Annotated in this window: 12 protein-coding genes; 8 read left to right on the plus strand and 4 right to left on the minus strand. The window is 34.6% G+C overall.

Translation table 11 applies throughout. The features are described 5' to 3' along the window. Positions 1 to 8 precede the first annotated feature (8 nt). Positions 9 to 2477, minus strand: a complete 2469-nt coding sequence (locus P0R33_RS11240; protein WP_276175523.1) for a bifunctional UDP-N-acetylmuramoyl-tripeptide:D-alanyl-D-alanine ligase/alanine racemase — start codon at positions 2475 to 2477, stop codon at positions 9 to 11. A gap of 133 nt (positions 2478 to 2610) precedes the next feature. On the opposite strand from P0R33_RS11240, the gene P0R33_RS11245 reads away from it, so the two are divergent. Then, positions 2611 to 3216, plus strand: coding sequence for a hypothetical protein (locus P0R33_RS11245; RefSeq protein WP_276175524.1), 606 nt, complete (start codon positions 2611 to 2613; stop codon positions 3214 to 3216). Here P0R33_RS11245 and P0R33_RS11250 read toward each other — a convergent pair. Continuing rightward, positions 3211 to 3915, minus strand: coding sequence for a porin family protein (locus P0R33_RS11250; RefSeq protein ID WP_276175525.1), 705 nt, complete (start codon positions 3913 to 3915; stop codon positions 3211 to 3213). The genes P0R33_RS11245 and P0R33_RS11250 overlap by 6 nt on opposite strands. A gap of 222 nt (positions 3916 to 4137) precedes the next feature. Here P0R33_RS11250 and P0R33_RS11255 point away from each other — a divergent pair, with 222 nt between their 5' ends. The 4 genes from P0R33_RS11255 to P0R33_RS11270 all read left to right on the plus strand — a co-directional run bounded on the left by P0R33_RS11255 (position 4138) and on the right by P0R33_RS11270 (position 10433). Beyond that, entirely contained in the window at positions 4138 to 4491 is a 354-nt protein-coding gene (locus tag P0R33_RS11255) for a hypothetical protein (protein ID WP_276175526.1), read from the plus strand. A 161-nt stretch (positions 4492 to 4652) separates the two neighbouring features. Next, positions 4653 to 6860, plus strand: coding sequence for a TonB-dependent receptor (locus tag P0R33_RS11260; RefSeq protein ID WP_276175527.1), 2208 nt, complete (start codon positions 4653 to 4655; stop codon positions 6858 to 6860). A gap of 232 nt (positions 6861 to 7092) precedes the next feature. Continuing rightward, positions 7093 to 9201, plus strand: coding sequence for a prolyl oligopeptidase family serine peptidase (locus P0R33_RS11265; protein WP_276175528.1), 2109 nt, complete (start codon positions 7093 to 7095; stop codon positions 9199 to 9201). Between the two features lie 236 nt (positions 9202 to 9437). Continuing rightward, positions 9438 to 10433, plus strand: a complete 996-nt coding sequence (locus tag P0R33_RS11270) for a Gfo/Idh/MocA family oxidoreductase (RefSeq protein WP_276175529.1) — start codon at positions 9438 to 9440, stop codon at positions 10431 to 10433. Between the two features lie 207 nt (positions 10434 to 10640). On the opposite strand, the gene P0R33_RS11275 is transcribed toward P0R33_RS11270, so the two are convergent. Both P0R33_RS11275 and dnaE read right to left on the minus strand, forming a co-directional pair. Then, positions 10641 to 11591 (minus strand): outer membrane beta-barrel protein, encoded by a 951-nt coding sequence (locus P0R33_RS11275; RefSeq protein ID WP_276175530.1) that lies wholly within the window; start codon positions 11589 to 11591, stop codon positions 10641 to 10643. 178 nt (positions 11592 to 11769) lie between these two features. Next, positions 11770 to 16305, minus strand: a complete 4536-nt coding sequence (gene dnaE, locus P0R33_RS11280) for a DNA polymerase III subunit alpha (RefSeq protein WP_276175531.1) — start codon at positions 16303 to 16305, stop codon at positions 11770 to 11772. Positions 16306 to 16965: 660 nt separating this feature from the next. Between dnaE and leuC the strand changes: the two genes are divergently transcribed. The 3 genes from leuC (at position 16966) to P0R33_RS11295 (ending at position 20830) form a co-directional block, all read left to right on the plus strand. Further along, positions 16966 to 18360 carry a 3-isopropylmalate dehydratase large subunit gene (leuC, locus tag P0R33_RS11285; protein ID WP_229353150.1) on the plus strand — a complete coding sequence of 465 codons (1395 nt, stop codon included), beginning with the start codon at positions 16966 to 16968 and terminating at the stop codon, positions 18358 to 18360. Between the two features lie 111 nt (positions 18361 to 18471). Continuing rightward, complete coding sequence (leuD, locus tag P0R33_RS11290) at positions 18472 to 19068, plus strand: 3-isopropylmalate dehydratase small subunit (RefSeq protein ID WP_276175532.1); 597 nt, start codon at positions 18472 to 18474, stop codon at positions 19066 to 19068. A gap of 241 nt (positions 19069 to 19309) precedes the next feature. Continuing rightward, positions 19310 to 20830, plus strand: a complete 1521-nt coding sequence (locus P0R33_RS11295) for an alpha-isopropylmalate synthase regulatory domain-containing protein (protein ID WP_276175533.1) — start codon at positions 19310 to 19312, stop codon at positions 20828 to 20830. The last annotated feature ends 82 nt before the right edge of the window (positions 20831 to 20912 follow it).

The raw sequence follows: 20912 nt of genomic DNA on the forward strand, positions 1-20912 counted from the left end.
TCTTAAAATTATCTAAAAAATACGCGCTTTACACGTTGCGAAATACTCGTCATTATCTCGTACGGAATCGTTTTTAATGCCTCAGCCATCTCAATAACGGTTGGGCTTTCGCCGAAAATGATTACAGAATCGCCTTCTTTGCAATCAATTTCTGTCACGTTTACCATCAACATATCCATACAGACGCTTCCGACAATTTTGGCTTTTTGATTTTTAATGACTACAAAACCAACTTCATTTCCCCATAATCTTGCAATTCCGTCTGCATAACCAATTGGAATTGTAGCGATTTTAGTTTCTTTTTCCGCCATAAAACGTCTTCCGTAACCAACACTGTCGCCAGCGGGAATGGTTCTGACTTGAGAAATAATCGATTTTAAAGTCCCAACATTTTCTAAATATTTCTGCTCTGACGGATCGTTGGAAACGCCGTATAAACCAATTCCTAATCTCACCATATTATATTGAGCATTCGGGAAATTGCTAATTCCAGATGTATTTAAAATATGACGGATCGGATTAATATGCAATTCGGAAATCAATCTTGAAGACAATTTTTCAAACAAAACAATTTGCTGATTTACAAAATCATAATGTTTCGGATCATCGCTTGTCGCTAAATGCGAAAGAACACTTTGAACTCTAACGGTCGAATTTCCTTTTAAAGTTTCAATTAATTCTTGAAGCGTATTTTCTTCAAAACCTAAACGATGCATTCCGGTATCAATTTTAATGTGAATCGGAAAATCTCTTAAGTTCTTTTCTCGTGCAATTTTCAAAAAGGCATTTAATCCTTTTATGCTATAAATCTCTGGTTCTAATTGATATTGAATTATCGATGGAAAACTTGTCGATTCGGGATTTAAAACCATAATTGGCAATTTTATTCCGCCATTTTTCAACGAAATTCCTTCATCCGCGAAAGCGACACCTAAATAATCTACTTTATGATGTTCTAATAATTTGGCTATTTCCAAACCTCCATTTCCATATCCAAAAGCTTTTACCATCACCATCATTTTGACGTTTGGAGCCAATTTTGATTTGAAATAATTGAAGTTATGGCTAATGGCATCCAGATTAATTTCGAGAACTGTTTCATGCGTTTTCTCTTCCAGCAGCGACACAATTTCTTCAAAATGAAAAGATCTTGCGCCTTTTACCAAAATAGTTTCATTGTTGAAATTTAAACTTTCAATAGCCTCAATAAATTCATTTTTAGTTTTGAAAATAGTGATGTTTGAAAATTTATCAGCGAAAGCGCTAATGGTTTCTCCAATTCCGATGACGCGATTTATTTTATTGGATGCAATTAAATCGGCTACTTTTGAATACAATTCTTCATTCGAAAAACCACTTTGAAAAATATCCGATAAAATAACCGTTTTCGATGCATTCTTTTTCTGGCTTTCTAAAAAGTCCAATGCAATTTTTAAAGACTGAAAATCAGAACTGTAACTATCATCAATAATACTGCAATTGTTAATTCCGTTTTTTACTTCTAAACGCATTTGAACAGGATAAAGCATCTCAATTCGATTTTGAATCGTGGTCTGATCGTAATTAAAATACAATAAAACTAACAAACAAGAAATGGCATTTTCTACCGAAGCAGAATCGCTAAATGGAATTTCTAAATGAAACTTTTCTTTTTTGTACTGATATTCAATAAGCGTGTGGTCGTTTTTGATTTCTTTTTTTAGAACAAAAACATCTGCGCTTTTATCTGTAAAACTCCATGAAAAAAGTTCACGAGGATGCATCATATATTCTGCTGCAAATTGCGTCAAACAAGAATCTACAACTTCATTTTTTTGATAAATAATAACGGGACAGTCTTTGAACAAAAGAAGTTTTTCGTCAATTTTCTGAACTAAATTTAAAAAGCCTTCATCATGTGCAGAACCAATGCTTGTTAAAATACCAATATTGGGTTTAATGATTTTCTCCAATTTAGCCATTTCGTTTACTGTAGAAATTCCAGCTTCAAAAATTCCTAAATTGTGATTTTTATTAATTGAAATAACCGAAAGCGGAACTCCAACTTGAGAATTGTAACTTTTTGGACTTCTAACAATATTATAATCTGGGCTCAATAAAAAATTAAGCCATTCTTTTACAATTGTTTTTCCGTTACTTCCGGTTAAGCCGATAATTGGAAAATGAAAAAGATTTCTATAATATGCTGCAAATTCCTGAAGCGCATTTAAGGTATTTTCAACAATTAAAAAATTAGCTTTCTCTGCACAATTTTCGGGTATATGTTGCACCACAAAATTCTGAACTCCTTTTTCGATTAAATCAGGAATAAATAAATGAGCATCATTGTTTACGCCTGATAAAGCAAAAAATAAAGTTTGCGATCCGTTTTGCAGCGAACGGCTATCAATAGAAATATGATCGATTAAAACAGCCTCTTTGGAGCCAGTCCATTTGGCATTTATAACTGAGGTTAGGTCTTTTGAATTTATGCTCATTTAGAAATTTCTTTTTTTCAAAATTAAGATATTAAAGGTAGAAAAGAGTTGTGATTTTCTTAAAAAATAAAGTCACCGTTCTTCCTTATTGATATTTCTGTATATTTGTTTTTGCACCACAAATTTGAGCCTTTTGAAAAATTTACTTCCAATATTCTCTTACATATTACACCCGATTTTTATATCGGTATACGCCACATTATTTTATTTGTATGCAGCTGGAGATGTTTTCAGTACGCAAGAAAAATATTTTGTTTTAATACAAATTTCAGTGATCAATGTAATTGTTCCCGTTTTGTTTTATTTACTTTTAAAATCAACAGGACATGTAAAATCAATCATGCTAAGTCAAGTTTCAGAGAGAACTGTTCCACTTGTATTGCAATGTTTTTTATATATTTTATTAGTAAAAAGAAGTATTGTAATTACTCGCTATCCAGAACTTCATTTCTTTTTTCTTGGTGCGCTATTCAGTACAATTTTAGCTTTAGTTTTTGTGCTTTTCAAGAAAAAGCCAAGTTTACATATGGTCGCCATTTCTGGTTTTGCCATTTTTGTAATTGGTCTGAATATCCATTTTCAAATGCATAATCCGTATTGGCCAGCATTATTGATTTTGTTATCTGGAATTGTAGCTTCGTCTCGTTTAGAAATGAATGCGCATACTTCTAGAGAAATACTAATTGGGCTATTCACTGGAATAATGCCGCAACTTTTGTTTTTATACTTGTGGTTATAAAATATAAAAAATCAAACCTGCGTTTAAGGTTTTCATATTGATTTTTTCGCCCGAAAGCGTGGTTGCCGAATTAAATAATGGACTTAAACCATAATACAAATAAACATTCCATGTATTATATCCTGCAGCAATATATGGTCCGTATTGAAATTTATTGATTGCTGCATTATTGTTTATTCTGTACGTCTTTTCGCCATCGTCTAAAATGGAAGAATTCGAAAACACATAACTCAATTTAACACCGCCATAAATACGCCAGAATTTGGTGCTTTCGTAAGTCGAATTTCTCCATCTAAATTCTATCGGAAGATCTACAGAATATTGTCTGTATCGATTAGAAACAAATTGTCCATAATCGTTTACGCCATATATAATACCTCCCGACGCATCTTGAGAAATGGTTAGATTTTGATAATAGTTCTGATAACTCAAACCTAAACCTGCCGCAATAGCAATAGTTCTCGATTTATTAATTGGCATATCACGAAGAAAACCTCCAGAAAGTCCAAGAGAGAACTTATTTTGCTTAAAATCAACCGGAATATCGGTAAACATATTATAAGTTACCGAAAAATAAAACTGATCCTCTCGATATAAAGAATCTATTTTTACTACTGGTTTTATCTCAGGTTTAACTGCTTCTTGTGCAAAAGAGTTAAAAAAACTAAGTAAAAATAAACAGCTGAAAATAATTCTCATATCGTAAGTTTGGTTTTAGAGATATTTAAAAATAAACGTTTTGTAAGTATATTTATTTCAAATACAAATATAATATAATGGTTTCTCTAGTAGCTAGAAGAAATAAAAATATTCTCTTTTTGATGCTTCACAAAATTAATTGCTGCGTTTTTTTCAATAAACAAGCTTACAAAGGCAAAAAATAAATTAATTTTCTATTTAATCTTTATACCTTTGCGGAGTATGAAAAGAAAGCAGCTCATATTAAGTTTGTCTTTTGCTGTGACAATATTGTTCTCGATATTGTTTCAGTCGATACATAGTTATGAGCACATTGTAAAACAGCTTTCAGAAAAACAATGCCATCATAACTACAATGATCCAAGTGGCGAAATAACGCACCAACATCATGATTTTGAGGTTTGTTTTGTTTGTAATTTTGCTTTTGGAAGTTATATTGTTCCTGAAACTTTTCAATTTCAATTTCATTCTTTTGAAAAAGAAATTCCTTATTTCTTTCCTGTTTCAGAGAAGATTTTTTCTATTTCAGCCACTTCGTATTTCTTACGAGGTCCGCCCTCAGTTATAGTTTCTTAGGTTTCGATTATTCGAAAAAAATCACATTTCTTCCAATTTAAATTCAAATAACATTGAGTTTCCTAATCCTATATTTTCAATCTAGGATCAGAATGCTTTATTGTTGGTTTTTGGTTTTCATTCTAAGAAAAAAATCAAATTAACTATAGCATCATTTTCAAATGAAAAAATTTATAATTGCCCTTATTTTAGGGTTTTCGGGCATGCTTTCTGCTCAAAATTCGGTTTCAGGAACGGTAACTGATAACCAAAATCAACCTTTACCAGGCGTTTCTGTTTACGTACCAGAATTACATAAAGGAACGACAACTGACGCAAACGGAAAATACGAATTGAACAATCTTCCGAACGGAGCTTTACGTCTTGCTTTTACTTATGTTGGGTATGCCAATCAAAATAAAACGATTGCTAAATTATTAAAACAAAACACTTTAGACATTACGCTTGAAGAATCTATTTTAGAAATGGATGAAGTCGTAGTTTCAACACCTTTTAACAAATTGCAATCGCAAAACGTAATGAAGATTGAGCACGAAAGTATTAAAACTTTACAGCAGAAAGGAACCTCAACTTTGATTGAAGGTTTGGCGACAATTCCTGGAGTTTCGCAAATTTCAACCGGAACTTCAATCGGAAAACCAGTTATTCGCGGACTTAGCGGAAATCGTGTTTTGGTTTATTCTCAAGGCGTTCGTATCGAAAATCAGCAGTTTGGAGACGAACATGGTTTAGGTTTAAATGATGGAGGAATCGAAAGTGTCGAAGTCATAAAAGGGCCAGCTTCTTTATTATACGGATCTGATGCTTTGGGAGGAGTTTTATATTTTAATCCAGAAAAATTTGCTGATGCTGGAGATTTTAAAGCTAATTTCAGTCAAAAATATTTTACGAATACTCAAGGAAGTAATTCTTCTATCGGATTAAAAACTTCTACAGATAATTGGAAATTTTTGGTTAGAGGAGGTTACAACACCCATTCTGATTACAAAATTGCCGATGGCGACCGCGTAACCAATTCACGTTACAACGAAACTGATTTTAAAACCGGAATTGGGTACAGTAATTCAACTTTCTCAAGTGTTTTAAGATACAACTACAACAAATTGGATATCGGAATTCCAGAAGACGGAATTGCAGAACAATCTTCAAGCAAAGACACACAATTTCCGAGACAAGGAATTTTCAATCATTTGTTGAGTTTGAATAATGTTATCTTTTTTGAAAACTCAAAATTAGATGTTGATTTAGGTTATATCGCAAATGACAGAAGTGAATTTGAAGATAGCAATGAAGCTTCTCTTCACATGAAATTGAACACTTTCAATTATAATGCAAAATACCATTTTCCAAAATTTGGAAAAATTGAAACTATCGTTGGTGTTCAGGGAATGCATCAAACAAACAAAAATTCTGGTGAAGAATATTTGATTCCAGATGCCACAACAAATGATTTTGGTGTTTTTGGAACTGCAAATTACGAATGGAACAGCAACGTTTTGCAAGCTGGATTACGTTTTGACAACAGAAATGTAACGTCAATAGCGCACGGAACTGAAGGTGAAGAAGGTTATTTCTTGCCACTAGACAAATCATTTGACAGTTTTAATGCTTCGTTAGGTTATAAAACCAAATTGGCTGAACCGTTAACGCTTCGATTGAATGTTGCTACAGGATTTAGAGCACCAAACTTAGCAGAATTGACTTCAAATGGTGTTCACGAAGGAACAAATCGTTACGAAATTGGAAATGCAAATTTGAAAACAGAACAAAACGTTCAGACAGATTTAAACTTAGAATACAAAAACACACATTTCGAATTCTTCGTAAACGGATTTTATAATCATGTAAATAATTATATCTATACTTCGCCAACTGGAGAAATTCGTGACGATAATGATGTTTTTGCTTATGTTCAAGATAATGCAAAATTATATGGTGGTGAAGTTGGTCTGCATTTTCACCCACATCCGCTAGATTGGTTGCATTTTGAAACAAGTTTTGAAACTGTGACAGGTAAAAAAGATAATGACGATTATTTACCTTTAATTCCTGCAAACAACTGGAATAATACATTAAGAACAGAATTTAATATCAAAGATTGGTTAAGCGAAGGGTTTGCTTCTTTAAACGTTTCTTCAACTTTCAGCCAAGATAATGTAAGCGGATTTGAAACTGCTTCTAAAGGTTATACTTTGGTAAATTTAGGTTTTGGAGGTACTGTAAAACTTGGGAAAACGGCTTTCGATATTAACTTAAACGGAAACAATTTATTCGATAAAAAATATATTGCGCACCTTTCTAGATTGAAAACAGATGGAATTCCGAATATTGGGAGAAACATCGTTCTAGGAGTTAATTTTAATTTATAATTTTTTTAACCGCAAAGAACGCAATGAGATTACGCAAAGTTCGCTAAGTTTTATTTTATTAGACAACGTTTAAAAAGAATCTCGCAAAGTCGCGAAGTCGCAAAAAAATTTTAAAACTTTGCGTCTCTGCATCTTTGCGAGATTAATATTGAATACTTTGCGTTCTTTGTGGTTAATAACACAACAATCTCACAGAAAGTACTATTTTTGTTACAACAGATAAAAATTAACTATGAAAAAAACTTTTTTATTAATGGCAATCACAACTGCGGGAATTTCTTTTGCTCAAAACAAGATCAAATATCCTGAAACCAAAAAGGGAGAAACCGTTGATGTATATTTTGATACAAAAGTGAGCGATCCTTACCGCTGGCTTGAAGACGACAAATCTGCTGAAACTGGAGCTTGGGTAAAAGCTGAAAATGAGGTAACTTATGGTTACTTAAATCAAATTCCATTTCGTGAAGAACTTAAAAAACGAATGGAAAAACTTTGGAACTACGAGAAAATCGGCGCTCCATACAAAGAAGGACAATTTACATATTTTTCTAAAAATAACGGTCTTCAAAATCAATCTGTGGTGTACAGAAAAGATAAAAGCGGAAAAGAAGAGGTTTTCTTAGATCCGAATACTTTTTCTAAAGACGGAACAACTTCTCTTGGCGGTTTAGATTTTTCTAAAGATGGTAGCAAAGCTGCTTACGCAATTTCTGAAGGCGGTAGCGACTGGAGAAAAGTAATTATTATTGATGCTGTTTCTAAAAAAGTTTTAGAAGATACTTTGGTTGATGTAAAATTCAGCGGAATTTCATGGCATGGAAATGAAGGTTTCTATTACTCTAGTTATGAAAAACCAAAAGGAAGCGAATTATCTGCAAAAACAGATCAGCACAAATTGTATTTTCATAAATTAGGAACTTCTCAAAAAGATGATAAAGTGATTTTTGGTGCAGATCAGAAGAGAAGATATATTGGAGGTCACGTTACTGAAGATGATCGCTATTTGATTATTACTGCGGCGAACTCTACTTACGGAAACGAACTTTACATTAAAGACTTAACTAAACCAAATAGCCCAATTGTTACTATTGTAGATAATTTTAATGCTGAGAATTCAATCATTGAAAATGAAGGCACAAAACTATTTATACAAACAGATTACAATGCTCCTAATGGACGCGTGGTTACTGTAGATGCAGGAAATCCAAAAGTAGAAAACTGGAAAGATTTCATCAAAGAAACGGAAAATGTTTTATCTCCATCAACTGGCGCTGGATACTTTTTTGCCAATTATACAAAAGATGCGGTTTCGTTTGTATTACAATACGATTATAGCGGAAAATTAGTTCGCGAAATTAAACTTCCTGCGGTGGGATCTGCTGGCGGATTTGGCGGAAAAAAGAATGAAAAAATCTTGTATTACAGTTTCACAAATTATACAACTCCAGGAAGCATCTACTCTTTCGAACCAAAATCTGGTAAATCTGAAGTGTATCAAAAACCAAAAGTTGATTTCAAGAGTGAAGATTACGAGTCTAAACAAGTATTCTATACTTCAAAAGACGGTACAAAAGTTCCGATGATTATTACTTATAAAAAAGGAACAAAATTAGACGGTAAAAATCCAACTATCCTTTATGGTTACGGCGGATTCAATGTTAGTTTAACGCCAAGTTTTAGTATTGCAAATGCCGTTTGGATGGAAAATGGAGGCGTTTATGCCGTTGCCAATTTAAGAGGTGGTGGTGAATACGGAAAAAAATGGCATGATGCAGGAACGAAATTGCAAAAGCAAAATGTTTTTGACGATTTTATCGCTGCTGCGGAATATTTAATTGCACAAAAATATACTTCATCTGATTATTTAGCGATTCGCGGAGGTTCTAACGGAGGATTATTAGTTGGAGCAACAATGACACAGCGTCCAGATTTGATGAAAGTTGCATTACCAGCAGTTGGTGTTATGGATATGCTTCGTTACAATGCTTTTACAGCAGGTGCTGGATGGGCTTTCGATTACGGAACTGCTCAAGATAACAAAGAAATGTTCGAATATTTAAAAGGTTATTCTCCTGTTCACAATGTTAAAAAAGGAACTCAATATCCTGCTACGATGGTAACAACTGGAGATCATGATGATCGTGTTGTTCCGGCGCATAGTTTTAAATTTGCTTCTGAATTGCAAGAAAAACAAGCTGGAGAAAATCCTGTTTTAATTAGAATTGATGTTAAAGCTGGTCACGGTGCAGGAAAATCTGTTGCGGCTACAATTCAAGAAAATGTAGATATTCAAGCTTTTACGCTTTACAATATGGGTTTTAAAGCTTTACCTAAAAAGTAAGACTTTAAACTGATTTTTTATTAGCCACGAATTGCACTAATTTCCACGAATTTAAATTGTGAGGAATGTGTAATTCGTGGTTATTTTTTTGCCACAGATTAAAAGGATTTAATGGATTTTTATAAAATCTGTGACAATCATTTTAATCTGTGGCAAAACTTCAAAAAATAATTCGTGAAAATTAGTGTAATTCGTGGCAAACCTTTTTTAAATTTGAGAAACTAAAAAACCAAACGATGAAAATTATAAAATGGGGAATTATTGGATGCGGTAATGTAACAGAAGTAAAAAGCGGACCAGCATTTCAAAAAGCTCCAAATTCTGCTTTAGTTGCTGTTATGCGAAGAGATGCATCACTTGCCGAAGATTACGCCAAACGCCACAATGTACCAAAATGGTATTCGAATGCTATAGATTTAATAAATGATCCAGAAGTTGATGCCGTTTATATTGCTACTCCTCCATCTTCTCATAAAGAATACACCATTTTATGCGCCAAAGCCGGAAAACCAGTTTATGTAGAAAAACCAATGGCTTTAACTTTTGAAGAATGTAACGAAATGATTTCTGCTTGCAAAGAGCATAATGTTCCGTTATTTGTTGCATATTATAGAAGAGCCTTGCCTCGATTTTTAAAAATTAAAGAAATAATTGACGAAGGCAAATTAGGAAACATTAGACATGTAAACTGTGTTTTATATCATCCTTTTGAAGCGCGTTACGATGACGAAATCAATCTTCCTTGGACTGTGTTGCCTCATATTTCTGGGGGCGGAATTTTTGTTGATTTAGCATGTCATACTTTAGATTTTCTAGATTTTATTCTAGGTCCGATAAAATCTGTGCGCGGACATGCAACTTCTCAGTTAAAAGCTTATCCTGCCGAAGATACCGTTTCAATGTCATTCTTATTTGAAAACGGAATTCATGGATCTGGAATATGGAATTTTGCCAGTTTTGAGCGTTACGACAACACCGAAATTGTAGGTGATAAAGGAAAAATTTCTTTCTCTACTTTTGGAAATGACCCAATACACATTCAATATACAAATGGAGAAAAAGAAAGTATTACAATAGAAAATCCCCTTCACATTCAACAACCTTTTATCGAAACTGTAATGGCGGAACTTTTAGGAAAAGAAGGTGCTTCGGCTTCAAAAGGAATTTCTGGAGCCAGAACAACTTGGGTTATTGATCAGGTTTTGAAGGAGTTTAGAGCATCTTCTAAATAATGTATTACATAGTTTTGTCATTGCGAGGAACGAGGAATCTCCACAAGTAGCTCAACAAAGATTGACGATTTTCTTTACGGAGTTTCTTGCGGAGATTCCTCGTTCCTCGGAATGACAAATAAAGCGAGAATCCGAAATGACAAAAAAATAAAAAAGGATATTCTTTCGAATATCCTTTTTTCAAAAAACTATAAACTCTATAAAAAATTATAGACTGTATTTGATACCTAATGTTAGTCCTAAACCAGAGATTCCAACATAAGAACTTAATTCGTCCATTGCCTCGTTAGGTCTTGTAGTATCTCTTTGATCAGGAGTTGCTGTGTTAGGATTAAATAAAGCATTGTTAGAATTAACATCTAATTTATCTCTGTAATTTGTGTGGATTTGAGCTGTAGTTCTCGTTGCCAAAGCATCATTACCATTTACCGTAAATTCTGTAGTCTCCTTTGTTTTTCCGTGAACAGTAAAGTTACGATACTCTAATTCTGCAAATGCAGAAAGATGTGAAGTCAATTTAAAAGTTGTACCTACAGCAGCAGTAAATCCAATTGTTGGATTTGGTTTTACTTTATCAACGCTGTGAACATTTCCAAAAGCTGTTGGAGTTCCTGTTGGACTAAAAGCAATTGGAGCATACGCATCAGAAGTAATTTCTAAATCACCATGAACAGGTACTAAAACCCCAACTTTAGTATATGGTTCAAAACCATGAGATTCTCCTAAAAACATTACAATTGCCGGTGCTAAATCAAAAGCAGTAATTTGACCTACTGATTTAAAACTATAAACTCCACTTGGTGTAATTGGAACATCAGATGTCGTTTGTGCCATTTTCTTGTCATTACTAGTGTAGTAATTAACTCCTAATTCTACTCCAAGACGTGTAGAAAAACGATATCCTGCAGTTACGCCAGTTCTGAAACCTTGTCCAAACGAACCTGTAACACTTTTTTCAGAAACTAATTTCCCTCCTACATATGTTCTATCTAATGCAGCATTTCCACCTACAGTTGGAAATTCTGTTGAAGCTGTTTGGTTAAAATAAGATCCACCTAATTTGAAATACCAGCTTTCTGGTTTGTCCGCCTTTTCTGTTTGCGCCATCGTTGCCATAGAGCAAACTAGCATTCCTAATAAAAATAGGTTCTTTTTCATAATTTTGATTTAATTGATTTATACAAACTTAGAGCATTTTTAACATATTCTTAAGTTTGCAAAGTTAGACTTGGAACGAAATCGTTGTAATTTTGGGCAATATTACTAAAAAACTATTATGCACGCATATTTTTAACACAAAAAATTAACATCTGTTTAAATTTTAACTGTTAAATTTTTAGTTTAGTTTAAAATTAATCTGCATTTTTTCTAATTCCTGTAATAATTCCGTGGAAATCCTCACTTTTAAACGACGACTTGGCATCGATAATTTAGTTACTACTTTTATTTCTTCAACTTCATTTACTTCTTGAATTTTAGTGTCTTCCATTGCACTATCTTCATTGTCATTTTCTGCTTCAAAAACGGCATCTTCGGCTTCAAAATCTGTTGGAGTTTCTACCTCAACGAGTCGTTTTATTTTTTCTAATTCCATAATTTCAAAAGTCACAGAATTGTCTCCCTTATTCTCATTAAACAAATGACTTAATTTATGAATGAACTCTGGATGAAGATCTTTAATATTTAACAACAAGATTAGTTTTTTAGCAAAAGCTTCTAGAATATCCTGCAACTGTCGAATCTCAACAAACTGCATTCTCGGATCGGTTTTTTTACCCGTATCATGATTTACCCAACCATCTTTAATCATTATTTTCAAAAAGGCAAAATTATTCTGAATCAAGAAATGACGAAATTTTAAATATTCTTCACCAAAAATCTTAAACTCATAACTTTCATCATAACCTTCTAAATTGAAAGCAGCCCAGCCTTTTCCGTTTTTGGCCACACGGTGCTGAACGTTATTGATAATTCCAGCAAACATTAGGTTCTTCCCAACATACTCATTCATACTTTTCAGCGATTCTAAACGAGAATTACAGAAGTATTTCATTTCAAATCTAAAATCGTCAAGTGGATGCCCAGAAATATAGATTCCAACAACCTCTTTTTCTTTTGCCAGTTTTTCCATTGTGCTCCAGTCTTCGCATGGTGGCACAACTGGTTCTGCAATTTGCACTTCACTGGTTTCTCCAAATAAACTAACCTGAGACGAGTTTTCATTTTCCTGAAACTTCGATCCGTAACGCATTGCTTTTTCGTAGAAAGTAATTCCGTCACCATCGTCGTGGAAATATTGCGCTCTGGTTGTTCCTTCAAAAGAATCAAAACCTCCAGCCAATGCTAAATTCTCAATCGCTTTTTTATTAGCGGCACGCAAATCAATTCGCTTTGCCAAATCAAAAATCGATTTATATCTTCCGTCTTTCCTGTTTTCTACAATCGTTTCTACAGCTCCAGAACCAACTCCTTTAATTGCTCCCATTCCAAAACGAACCGCGTAATCATCGTTTACCGTAAATTTATAGTACGACTCATTTACGTCTGGACCAAGAACTTGTAATCCCATACGTTTACATTCTTCCATAAAGAAAGAGACTTGTTTGATATCGTTCATGTTATTTGAAAGTACCGCTGCCATGTATTCTGCAGGATAATGCGCTTTCAAATAAGCAGTTTGATACGCAATCCAAGCATAACAAGTCGAGTGCGATTTGTTGAAGGCGTAACTCGCAAAGGCTTCCCAGTCTTTCCATATTTTTTCTAAAACCTTAGCATCGTGACCTTTTGCAGCAGCTTGTTCAACAAATTTCGGCTTCATTTTATCCAGTACGTCTTTTTGTTTTTTACCCATCGCTTTACGCAAGACGTCGGCCTCACCCTTTGTAAATCCTGCCAAAGACTGAGACAAAAGCATTACCTGCTCTTGGTAAACTGTAATTCCGTAGGTTTCAGACAAATATTCCGCACAGGCATCTAAATCGTATTTGATTTCTTCGTCACCGTTTTTTCTTCGAACGAAAGACGGAATATACTCCAAAGGTCCCGGACGATAAAGCGCATTCATGGCAATTAAATCTCCAAAAACCGTCGGTTTCAGATCTTTCATGTATTTCTGCATTCCAGGCGACTCGTATTGGAAGATTCCAACAGTTTCACCTCTTTGGAAAAGCGCATAAGTTTCTTCATCATCGATTGGGAAAGTATCAGGATCCAAATCTTTTCCAGTTCTATATTTTACCAGTTTAACGGTATCTTTTATCAGCGTAAGGGTTTTCAAACCCAAGAAGTCCATTTTCAGCAATCCGGCGCTTTCTGCAACCGAGTTATCAAACTGTGTTACATATAAATCCGAATCTTTTGCTGTTGTTACAGGAACATAATTCGTAATATCCGACGGCGTAATAATTACCCCGCAGGCGTGAATTCCCGTATTACGCATCGATCCTTCCAAGATTTTTGCCTGCTGAATGGTTTCTCCTGCCAAATCATCTTCATTGGCAATCGCTATTAATTCTTTTACATTATCAAATTCGTCCGAACGAAGGGCTTTTTTAACCTCATCTTCACTCTCCGAAATAAAACGCGCCAAATTCCATTTTGACGGCATCATTCCCGGAATCAGTTTTGCAATTCTATCCGCCTCAAATAGTGGTAAATCCAATACACGAGCCGTATCACGAATCGCCGATTTGGTTGCCATTTTACCATAAGTGATAATCTGCGCCACCTGTTTTTGACCATATTTATTGATTACATATTCCATTACACGTCCACGGCCCTCGTCATCAAAGTCGATATCAATATCGGGCATCGATACACGGTCAGGATTTAGGAAACGCTCAAAAAGCAAGTCGTATTTAATTGGGTCAATATTCGTAATTCCGAGACAATATGCAACGGCAGAACCCGCTGCTGATCCACGACCTGGCCCAACCGATACGTCCATTTTTCTAGCCTCGGCAATGAAATCCTGTACAATCAAAAAGTAACCTGGATATCCAGAATTCGAAATTGTCAGCAATTCAAAATCCAAACGTTCTTGAATTGATTCGGTAATTTCACCATATCGTTTTTTAGCACCTTCCATTGTTAGGTGTCGCAGGTATTTATTTTCACCACGAACACCGCCATCTGCTTCATCTTCTGCAACAAAAAACTCTTCTGGGATATCAAACTTCGGAAGCAATACATCTCTGTAAAGCGAATATCCTTCAACCTTATCAATAACTTCCTGAATATTGATAATCGCTTCTGGCAAATCGGCAAAGAGTTTTTTCATCTCGTCTTGCGACTTGAAATAATATTCCTGATTTGGAAGTCCGTAGCGGTAACCACGTCCGCGTCCGATAGGTGTTGCCTGCTTTTCACCATCTTTTACACAAAGTAAAATATCGTGCGCATTGGCATCTTCTTTATTTAAATAATAGGTATTGTTGGTCGCAATTAATTTGACATTGTGTTTTTGCGAAAACTCAATCAGGGTTTTGTTTACACGATTTTCGTCTTCCTGATTGTGGCGCATTACTTCAAGATAGAAATCTTCGCCAAATTGTTCTTTCCACCAAATCAACGCTTCTTCTGCTTGGTTTTCACCAATGTTCAGAATTTTACTCGGAATTTCTCCGTATAAATTTCCAGACAAAACCATAATATCACCTTTGTATTGCTCGACAATCTTTCGATCAATCCTTGGAACATAATAAAATCCGTCAGTATACGCAATCGAAGCCATTTTAGCCAAGTTGTGGTAACCCGCTTTATTTTTAGCCATCAAAACAACCTGATAACCGTTGTCTTTTTTACTTTTATCTAAGTGATTTTCGCAGATATTAAATTCACATCCAACGATTGGTTTTACTTCGGTTTCTGTTGGTTCTTCGCCAGCTTCAACCAAAGCTTTGTTTTTTCCCGAAGCTGCTTTGTTATGATTCATTATGGCGCTCACAAAGTGAAAAGCGCCCATCATGTTTCCGGTATCAGTCATGGCAACAGCTGGCATTCCGTTTTTAGCGGCAGCGGCAACTATATTCCCAATTCCGATAGTCGATTGAAGTACCGAAAACTGTGTGTGATTGTGCAAGTGTGCAAATTTTGCTGCTTTGAAATCAGCTTTATCTTCTTCTGTAACAACGGTCTGCTGACCTTCTCCAACTAAAGCTTTAAGCTGTTCCCTGATTTTATCAGAAGCTGCTTTTAAATTAATGTGTTTTAAACCAATTAACTTAAATGGCTCCGCATTTCTTTCCTGAAATTCTTTGAAATATTCCTTCGGAACATCTAATTCTTCTTTTGTAAAAACTTCTCTTCTAACTAATTCTAAGAAACAACGCGTAGTTGCCTCAACGTCGGCAGTTGCATTGTGCGCTTCCGCGAAAGGCTGATCGAAAAGATAGCTGTGTAATTCAGTCAAAGTTGGAAGTTTGAATTTTCCTCCACGACCTCCAGGAAGCTGTAATAATGAAGCCGTAACTTCAGTACAAGTATCCAAAACAGGCATTGAACTCATTTGAGACTCTACTCCCATTCTATGGAATTCGGCTCCCATAATATTAACGTCGAAACCTAAATTCTGTCCAACAATAAATTTGGTTTTGCTTAAAGCAATATTGAATTTCTCTAAAACTTCGGCCAAAGTGATTCCATCGGCTTCAGCCAATTCAGTTGAGATTCCGTGAATACGCTCGGCATCATACGGAATATTAAATCCTTCTGGTTTTACCAAGTAATCCTGATGTTCGATAAGCTTTCCCATTTCGTCATGCAACTGCCACGCAATCTGTATACAGCGAGGCCAGTTATCAGAATCGGTTATTGGAGCATCCCAGCGTTTTGGTAATCCGGTTGTTTCGGTATCGAATATTAAATACATAGAGTGAAAATACAAAAATTAAACTCCAAATCCAAAGCTTTTCCAATATAAACATCTGATTATATGGAGTGTAAAAAATCGCTTTTAAATTATGGCGGAAGTTCAAATTTACGTTTTTTTTGGAGAAAGAAAATGGATAATTTCCTAAAAAGGCATTCTTATTTATTCGTCAGTTTTTCTCTTAAAATTCACAAAATTTCATAAAAATACACCTCTTGGATGTCGTAGTATTTTGTTGTTTTATTGAATCTAAATAACGCCTTAAAAACTCGTTTAAAAGCTTTAAAAAACCTAAAAAGTGTCCTTTCTACAAATAAATCAAAACTAACAATTATTACTATTTTTATTTAATTTGTTAGATTTTTTTAAACAAATTCTTATATTTTGTAGTGATTTTGAAATAAATTTGCAAACTATTAAAACAAAAAACAAACAAGGAAAATTAAAGCCAAAAAGAAAAAATTAAATCAATTTCTTTATCATTTTTCTTTCAAATTTAAATGTACAAAAGCTGTTTAGCAATTTGTAAATTAGTTTGGGTATCGTATATAATGAAATATCGAAATTGATGCTTTTTTATCTTTTTTTACTTTTGTTTTGCTATTATAATGAACAGGGAATTGCTGTGGTTATAGAAATTACAATTAAAAAAAATAAAAAATGAGTAAGACATTATTTGACAAAGTATGGGATTCACATGTAGTGCGTAAAATTGAAGATGGGCCAGATGTGTTTTTTATTGATCGCCATTTCATTCATGAAGTTACGAGTCCTGTTGCTTTTTTAGGATTAAAATCAAGAGGCGTTAACGTTTTATACCCACAGCGTACTTTTGCAACTGCAGATCACAATACACCAACCATAAACCAACATTTACCAGTTCAAGATCCGCTTTCTGCTAATCAGCTTCAGGCTCTTGAAGATAATGCTAACGAATACGGAATTTCGCACTGGGGATTAGGTCACCAAAAAAATGGAATTGTACACGTAGTTGGTCCTGAAAACGGAATTACTTTGCCAGGTGCCACTATTGTATGTGGAGATTCACACACTTCTACTCACGGTGCTTTTGGAGCTATTGCTTTTGGTATCGGAACTTCTGAGGTCGAGATGGTTTTGTCTACTCAATGTATTATGCAGCCTAAACCAAAGAAAATGCGTATCAACGTAAACGGTCAACTAAGTAAAGGTGTTGGTCCAAAAGACGTTGCACTTTATATTATTGCTCAGTTAACTACTTCTGGAGGAACAGGCTATTTTGTTGAATATGCTGGTGATGTTTTCGAAAACATGACTATGGAAGGTCGTATGACAGTTTGTAACTTAAGTATCGAAATGGGTGCTCGTGGAGGTATGATTGCTCCTGACCAAACTACTTTCGATTTCTTAGAAGGAAGACTTTACGCTCCAAAAGGTGAAGCTTGGACAAAAGCTGTTGAATATTGGAAAACTTTAAAAACGGATGCTGATGCTGTTTTTGATGCTGAATTAAACATCAAAGCTGAGGATATTGAACCAATGATTACTTACGGTACTAACCCAGGAATGGGAATTGGTATCACAAAACATATCCCAAGTGCAAACCAAGTTGAAGGCGGTGAGGAAACTTACAAAAAATCTTTGGCTTACATGGGCTTCAACGAAGATGACGTAATGATCGGAAAACAAATCGATTACGTTTTCTTAGGAAGTTGTACAAACGGACGTATTGAAGATTTTAGAGCTTTCGCTGAAATTGTAAAAGGAAGAAAAAAAGCAGATAATGTTACCGCTTGGTTAGTTCCAGGTTCTCACGTTGTTGAAGCGCAGATTAAAGAAGAAGGAATTTTAGATATTTTGACTGAAGCTGGTTTCGTATTACGTCAGCCGGGTTGTTCTGCTTGTTTAGCAATGAACGATGATAAAGTTCCTGCAGGAAAATATGCAGTAAGTACTTCAAACAGAAACTTTGAAGGTCGTCAAGGTCCTGGTTCAAGAACTTTATTAGCAAGTCCAATTATGGCTGCTGCTGCTGCTGTTACAGGAAAACTAACAGATCCGAGAGAGTTATTTTAATTCTCGCTGTAAGCTTTAAGCAATAGGCTTTAAGCAAAAACACAATACATAATACACCCTGTAGGAAAAGCCTAAAGCTTACAGCCTACAGCCTAAAGCAAAAGAAAAAAAATGGCATACGATAAATTTACTATACTTACCAGCAGTGCAGTGCCACTGCCAATTGAGAACGTTGATACAGATCAAATCATTCCAGCTCGTTTCTTAAAAGCTACAAAACGTGAAGGTTTTGGAGACAACCTTTTTAGAGACTGGAGATATAATGGAGACGATACTCCAAAAGCAGATTTCGTTTTAAACAATTCTACTTACAGCGGAAAAATTCTTGTTGGAGGAAAAAACTTCGGTTCTGGATCTTCAAGAGAGCACGCTGCTTGGGCAGTTTATGATTACGGATTCCGCGCTGTAGTTTCTAGTTTCTTTGCCGATATCTTCAAAGGAAACTGCTTAAACATTGGTGTTTTACCAGTTCAAATTAGCCCAGAATTTTTGGAAAATATTTTCAAAGCAATTGAAGCTGATCCTAAAACAGAATTAGAAATCAATCTTCCAGATCAAACTATTACTTTATTATCAACTGGACAGCAAGAATCTTTTGCTATCAACGGATACAAAAAGAACAATATGATTAATGGTTTTGACGACATTGATTATTTACAAGATATGAAGGAAGATATTAAGGCTTTTGCCGATAAACTTCCTTACTAATAGAAATATCGTTAAATCTATTAGACCCGACAGGCCTTAAAACCTCTCGGGTTTTTCTAGAATATAGAACGCGGATGAAACCGATTTGCTTTCGCAAAAACGCTAAAAAAACTGATTTTATTTCTTAACCAAAATAAAAATCCAGCTAAATCCGTGTCTTCACTAAAACAAATCAGTTAAATCTGTGCCAAAATTAAAATTGGGATATTAATAATATCCACCCGTTAGAAACAACATCAATATGGAAAAAAGAAAAATTGAAATAATGGATACGACACTTCGTGATGGTGAACAAACCTCAGGAGTTTCATTTTCTGCTGCAGAAAAACTAACCATTGCGCAATTGTTGTTGGAGGAACTAAATATTGATAGAATCGAAATCGCTTCGGCGCGTGTAAGCGAAGGAGAATTTAATGCCGTAAAAAGCATCACTTCATGGGCTGAATTAAAAGGATACACAAACAGAATCGAAGTTTTAACTTTCGTTGATAGTGGTGTATCAATTGACTGGATGAAAAGATCTGGCGCAAAAGTGCAGAATTTATTGACCAAAGGCTCAATGAATCACTTAACGCATCAATTAAAAAAAACGCCGGAACAACACTTTTCCGAAATTGCTCAAATTATCGCTTTAGCAAAAGAAAACGACATCGAAACGAACGTTTATTTAGAAGACTGGAGCAACGGAATGCGAAATTCTCCAGATTATGTTTTTCAATTTTTGGATTTCTTGTCTACTCAGCCAATTAAAAGAATTTTACTTCCAGATACTTTAGGTGTTTTAATTCCGTCTTTGACTTTTGAATTTATTTCTAAAATAAAAGCAAAATATCCTCAGATTCATTTTGATTTCCATGCTCACAACGATTACGATTTAAGCGTTGCCAACGTTATGGAAGCTATAAAAGCGGGTATTAACGGACTTCACGTGACAGTAAACGGAATGGGAGAACGCGCTGGAAACGCACCTCTTGAAAGCACTGTTGCCGTAATTAATGATTATCTTCCAGAAGTAAAAATCAACATCAAAGAAACTTCTTTATATTCTGTAAGTAAGTTAGTTGAAACTTTTACAGGTTATAGAATTCCTGCCAACAAACCAATTGTAGGCGACAATGTTTTTACGCAGACAGCTGGAATTCACGCTGACGGAGACAATAAAAACAATCTTTATTTTAATGACTTGCTTCCGGAACGTTTCGGAAGAAAAAGAAAATATGCTTTAGGAAAGACTTCCGGAAAAGCCAATATTGAGAAAAATCTTCAGGAATTAGGTTTACAATTAAATCAGGAAGATTTGAAATTGGTTACCCAAAGAATTATCGAATTGGGCGACAAAAAAGAAACTGTTACAAAAGAAGATCTTCCATACATTATTTCAGATGTTTTGGACAGTCATACTTACGAAGAAAAAATTACCATTCAATCGTATATGCTGGTTCATTCTAAAGGAATGCGTCCATCTACTACTCTATCATTAAATCTTAATGGAGAAATAATCGAAGAAAATGCGCAAGGAGATGGTCAATTTGATGCTTTTATGAATGCTTTATCGAAGATTTACAAAAGCAAAAAATTAACGCTTCCAAAATTGATTGATTATGCAGTTAGAATCCCGCCAGGAAGTAGTTCTGATGCGTTGTGTGAAACCATTATTACTTGGACAAACAACGGAAAAGAATTCAAAACCCGCGGATTAGACTCTGATCAAACTGTTGCAGCGATTATTGCGACACAAAAAATGTTGAATATAATTACTTAATATAAGGGACAAAGGTTCAAAGCTGCAAAGGCATAGAGGTTTTTACCTGCTTTTAAAACTTTGAACCTTTGTTCCTCTAAAC

This window comes from Flavobacterium sp. YJ01 (assembly GCF_029320955.1).
In the GTDB taxonomy this organism is placed as follows: domain Bacteria; phylum Bacteroidota; class Bacteroidia; order Flavobacteriales; family Flavobacteriaceae; genus Flavobacterium.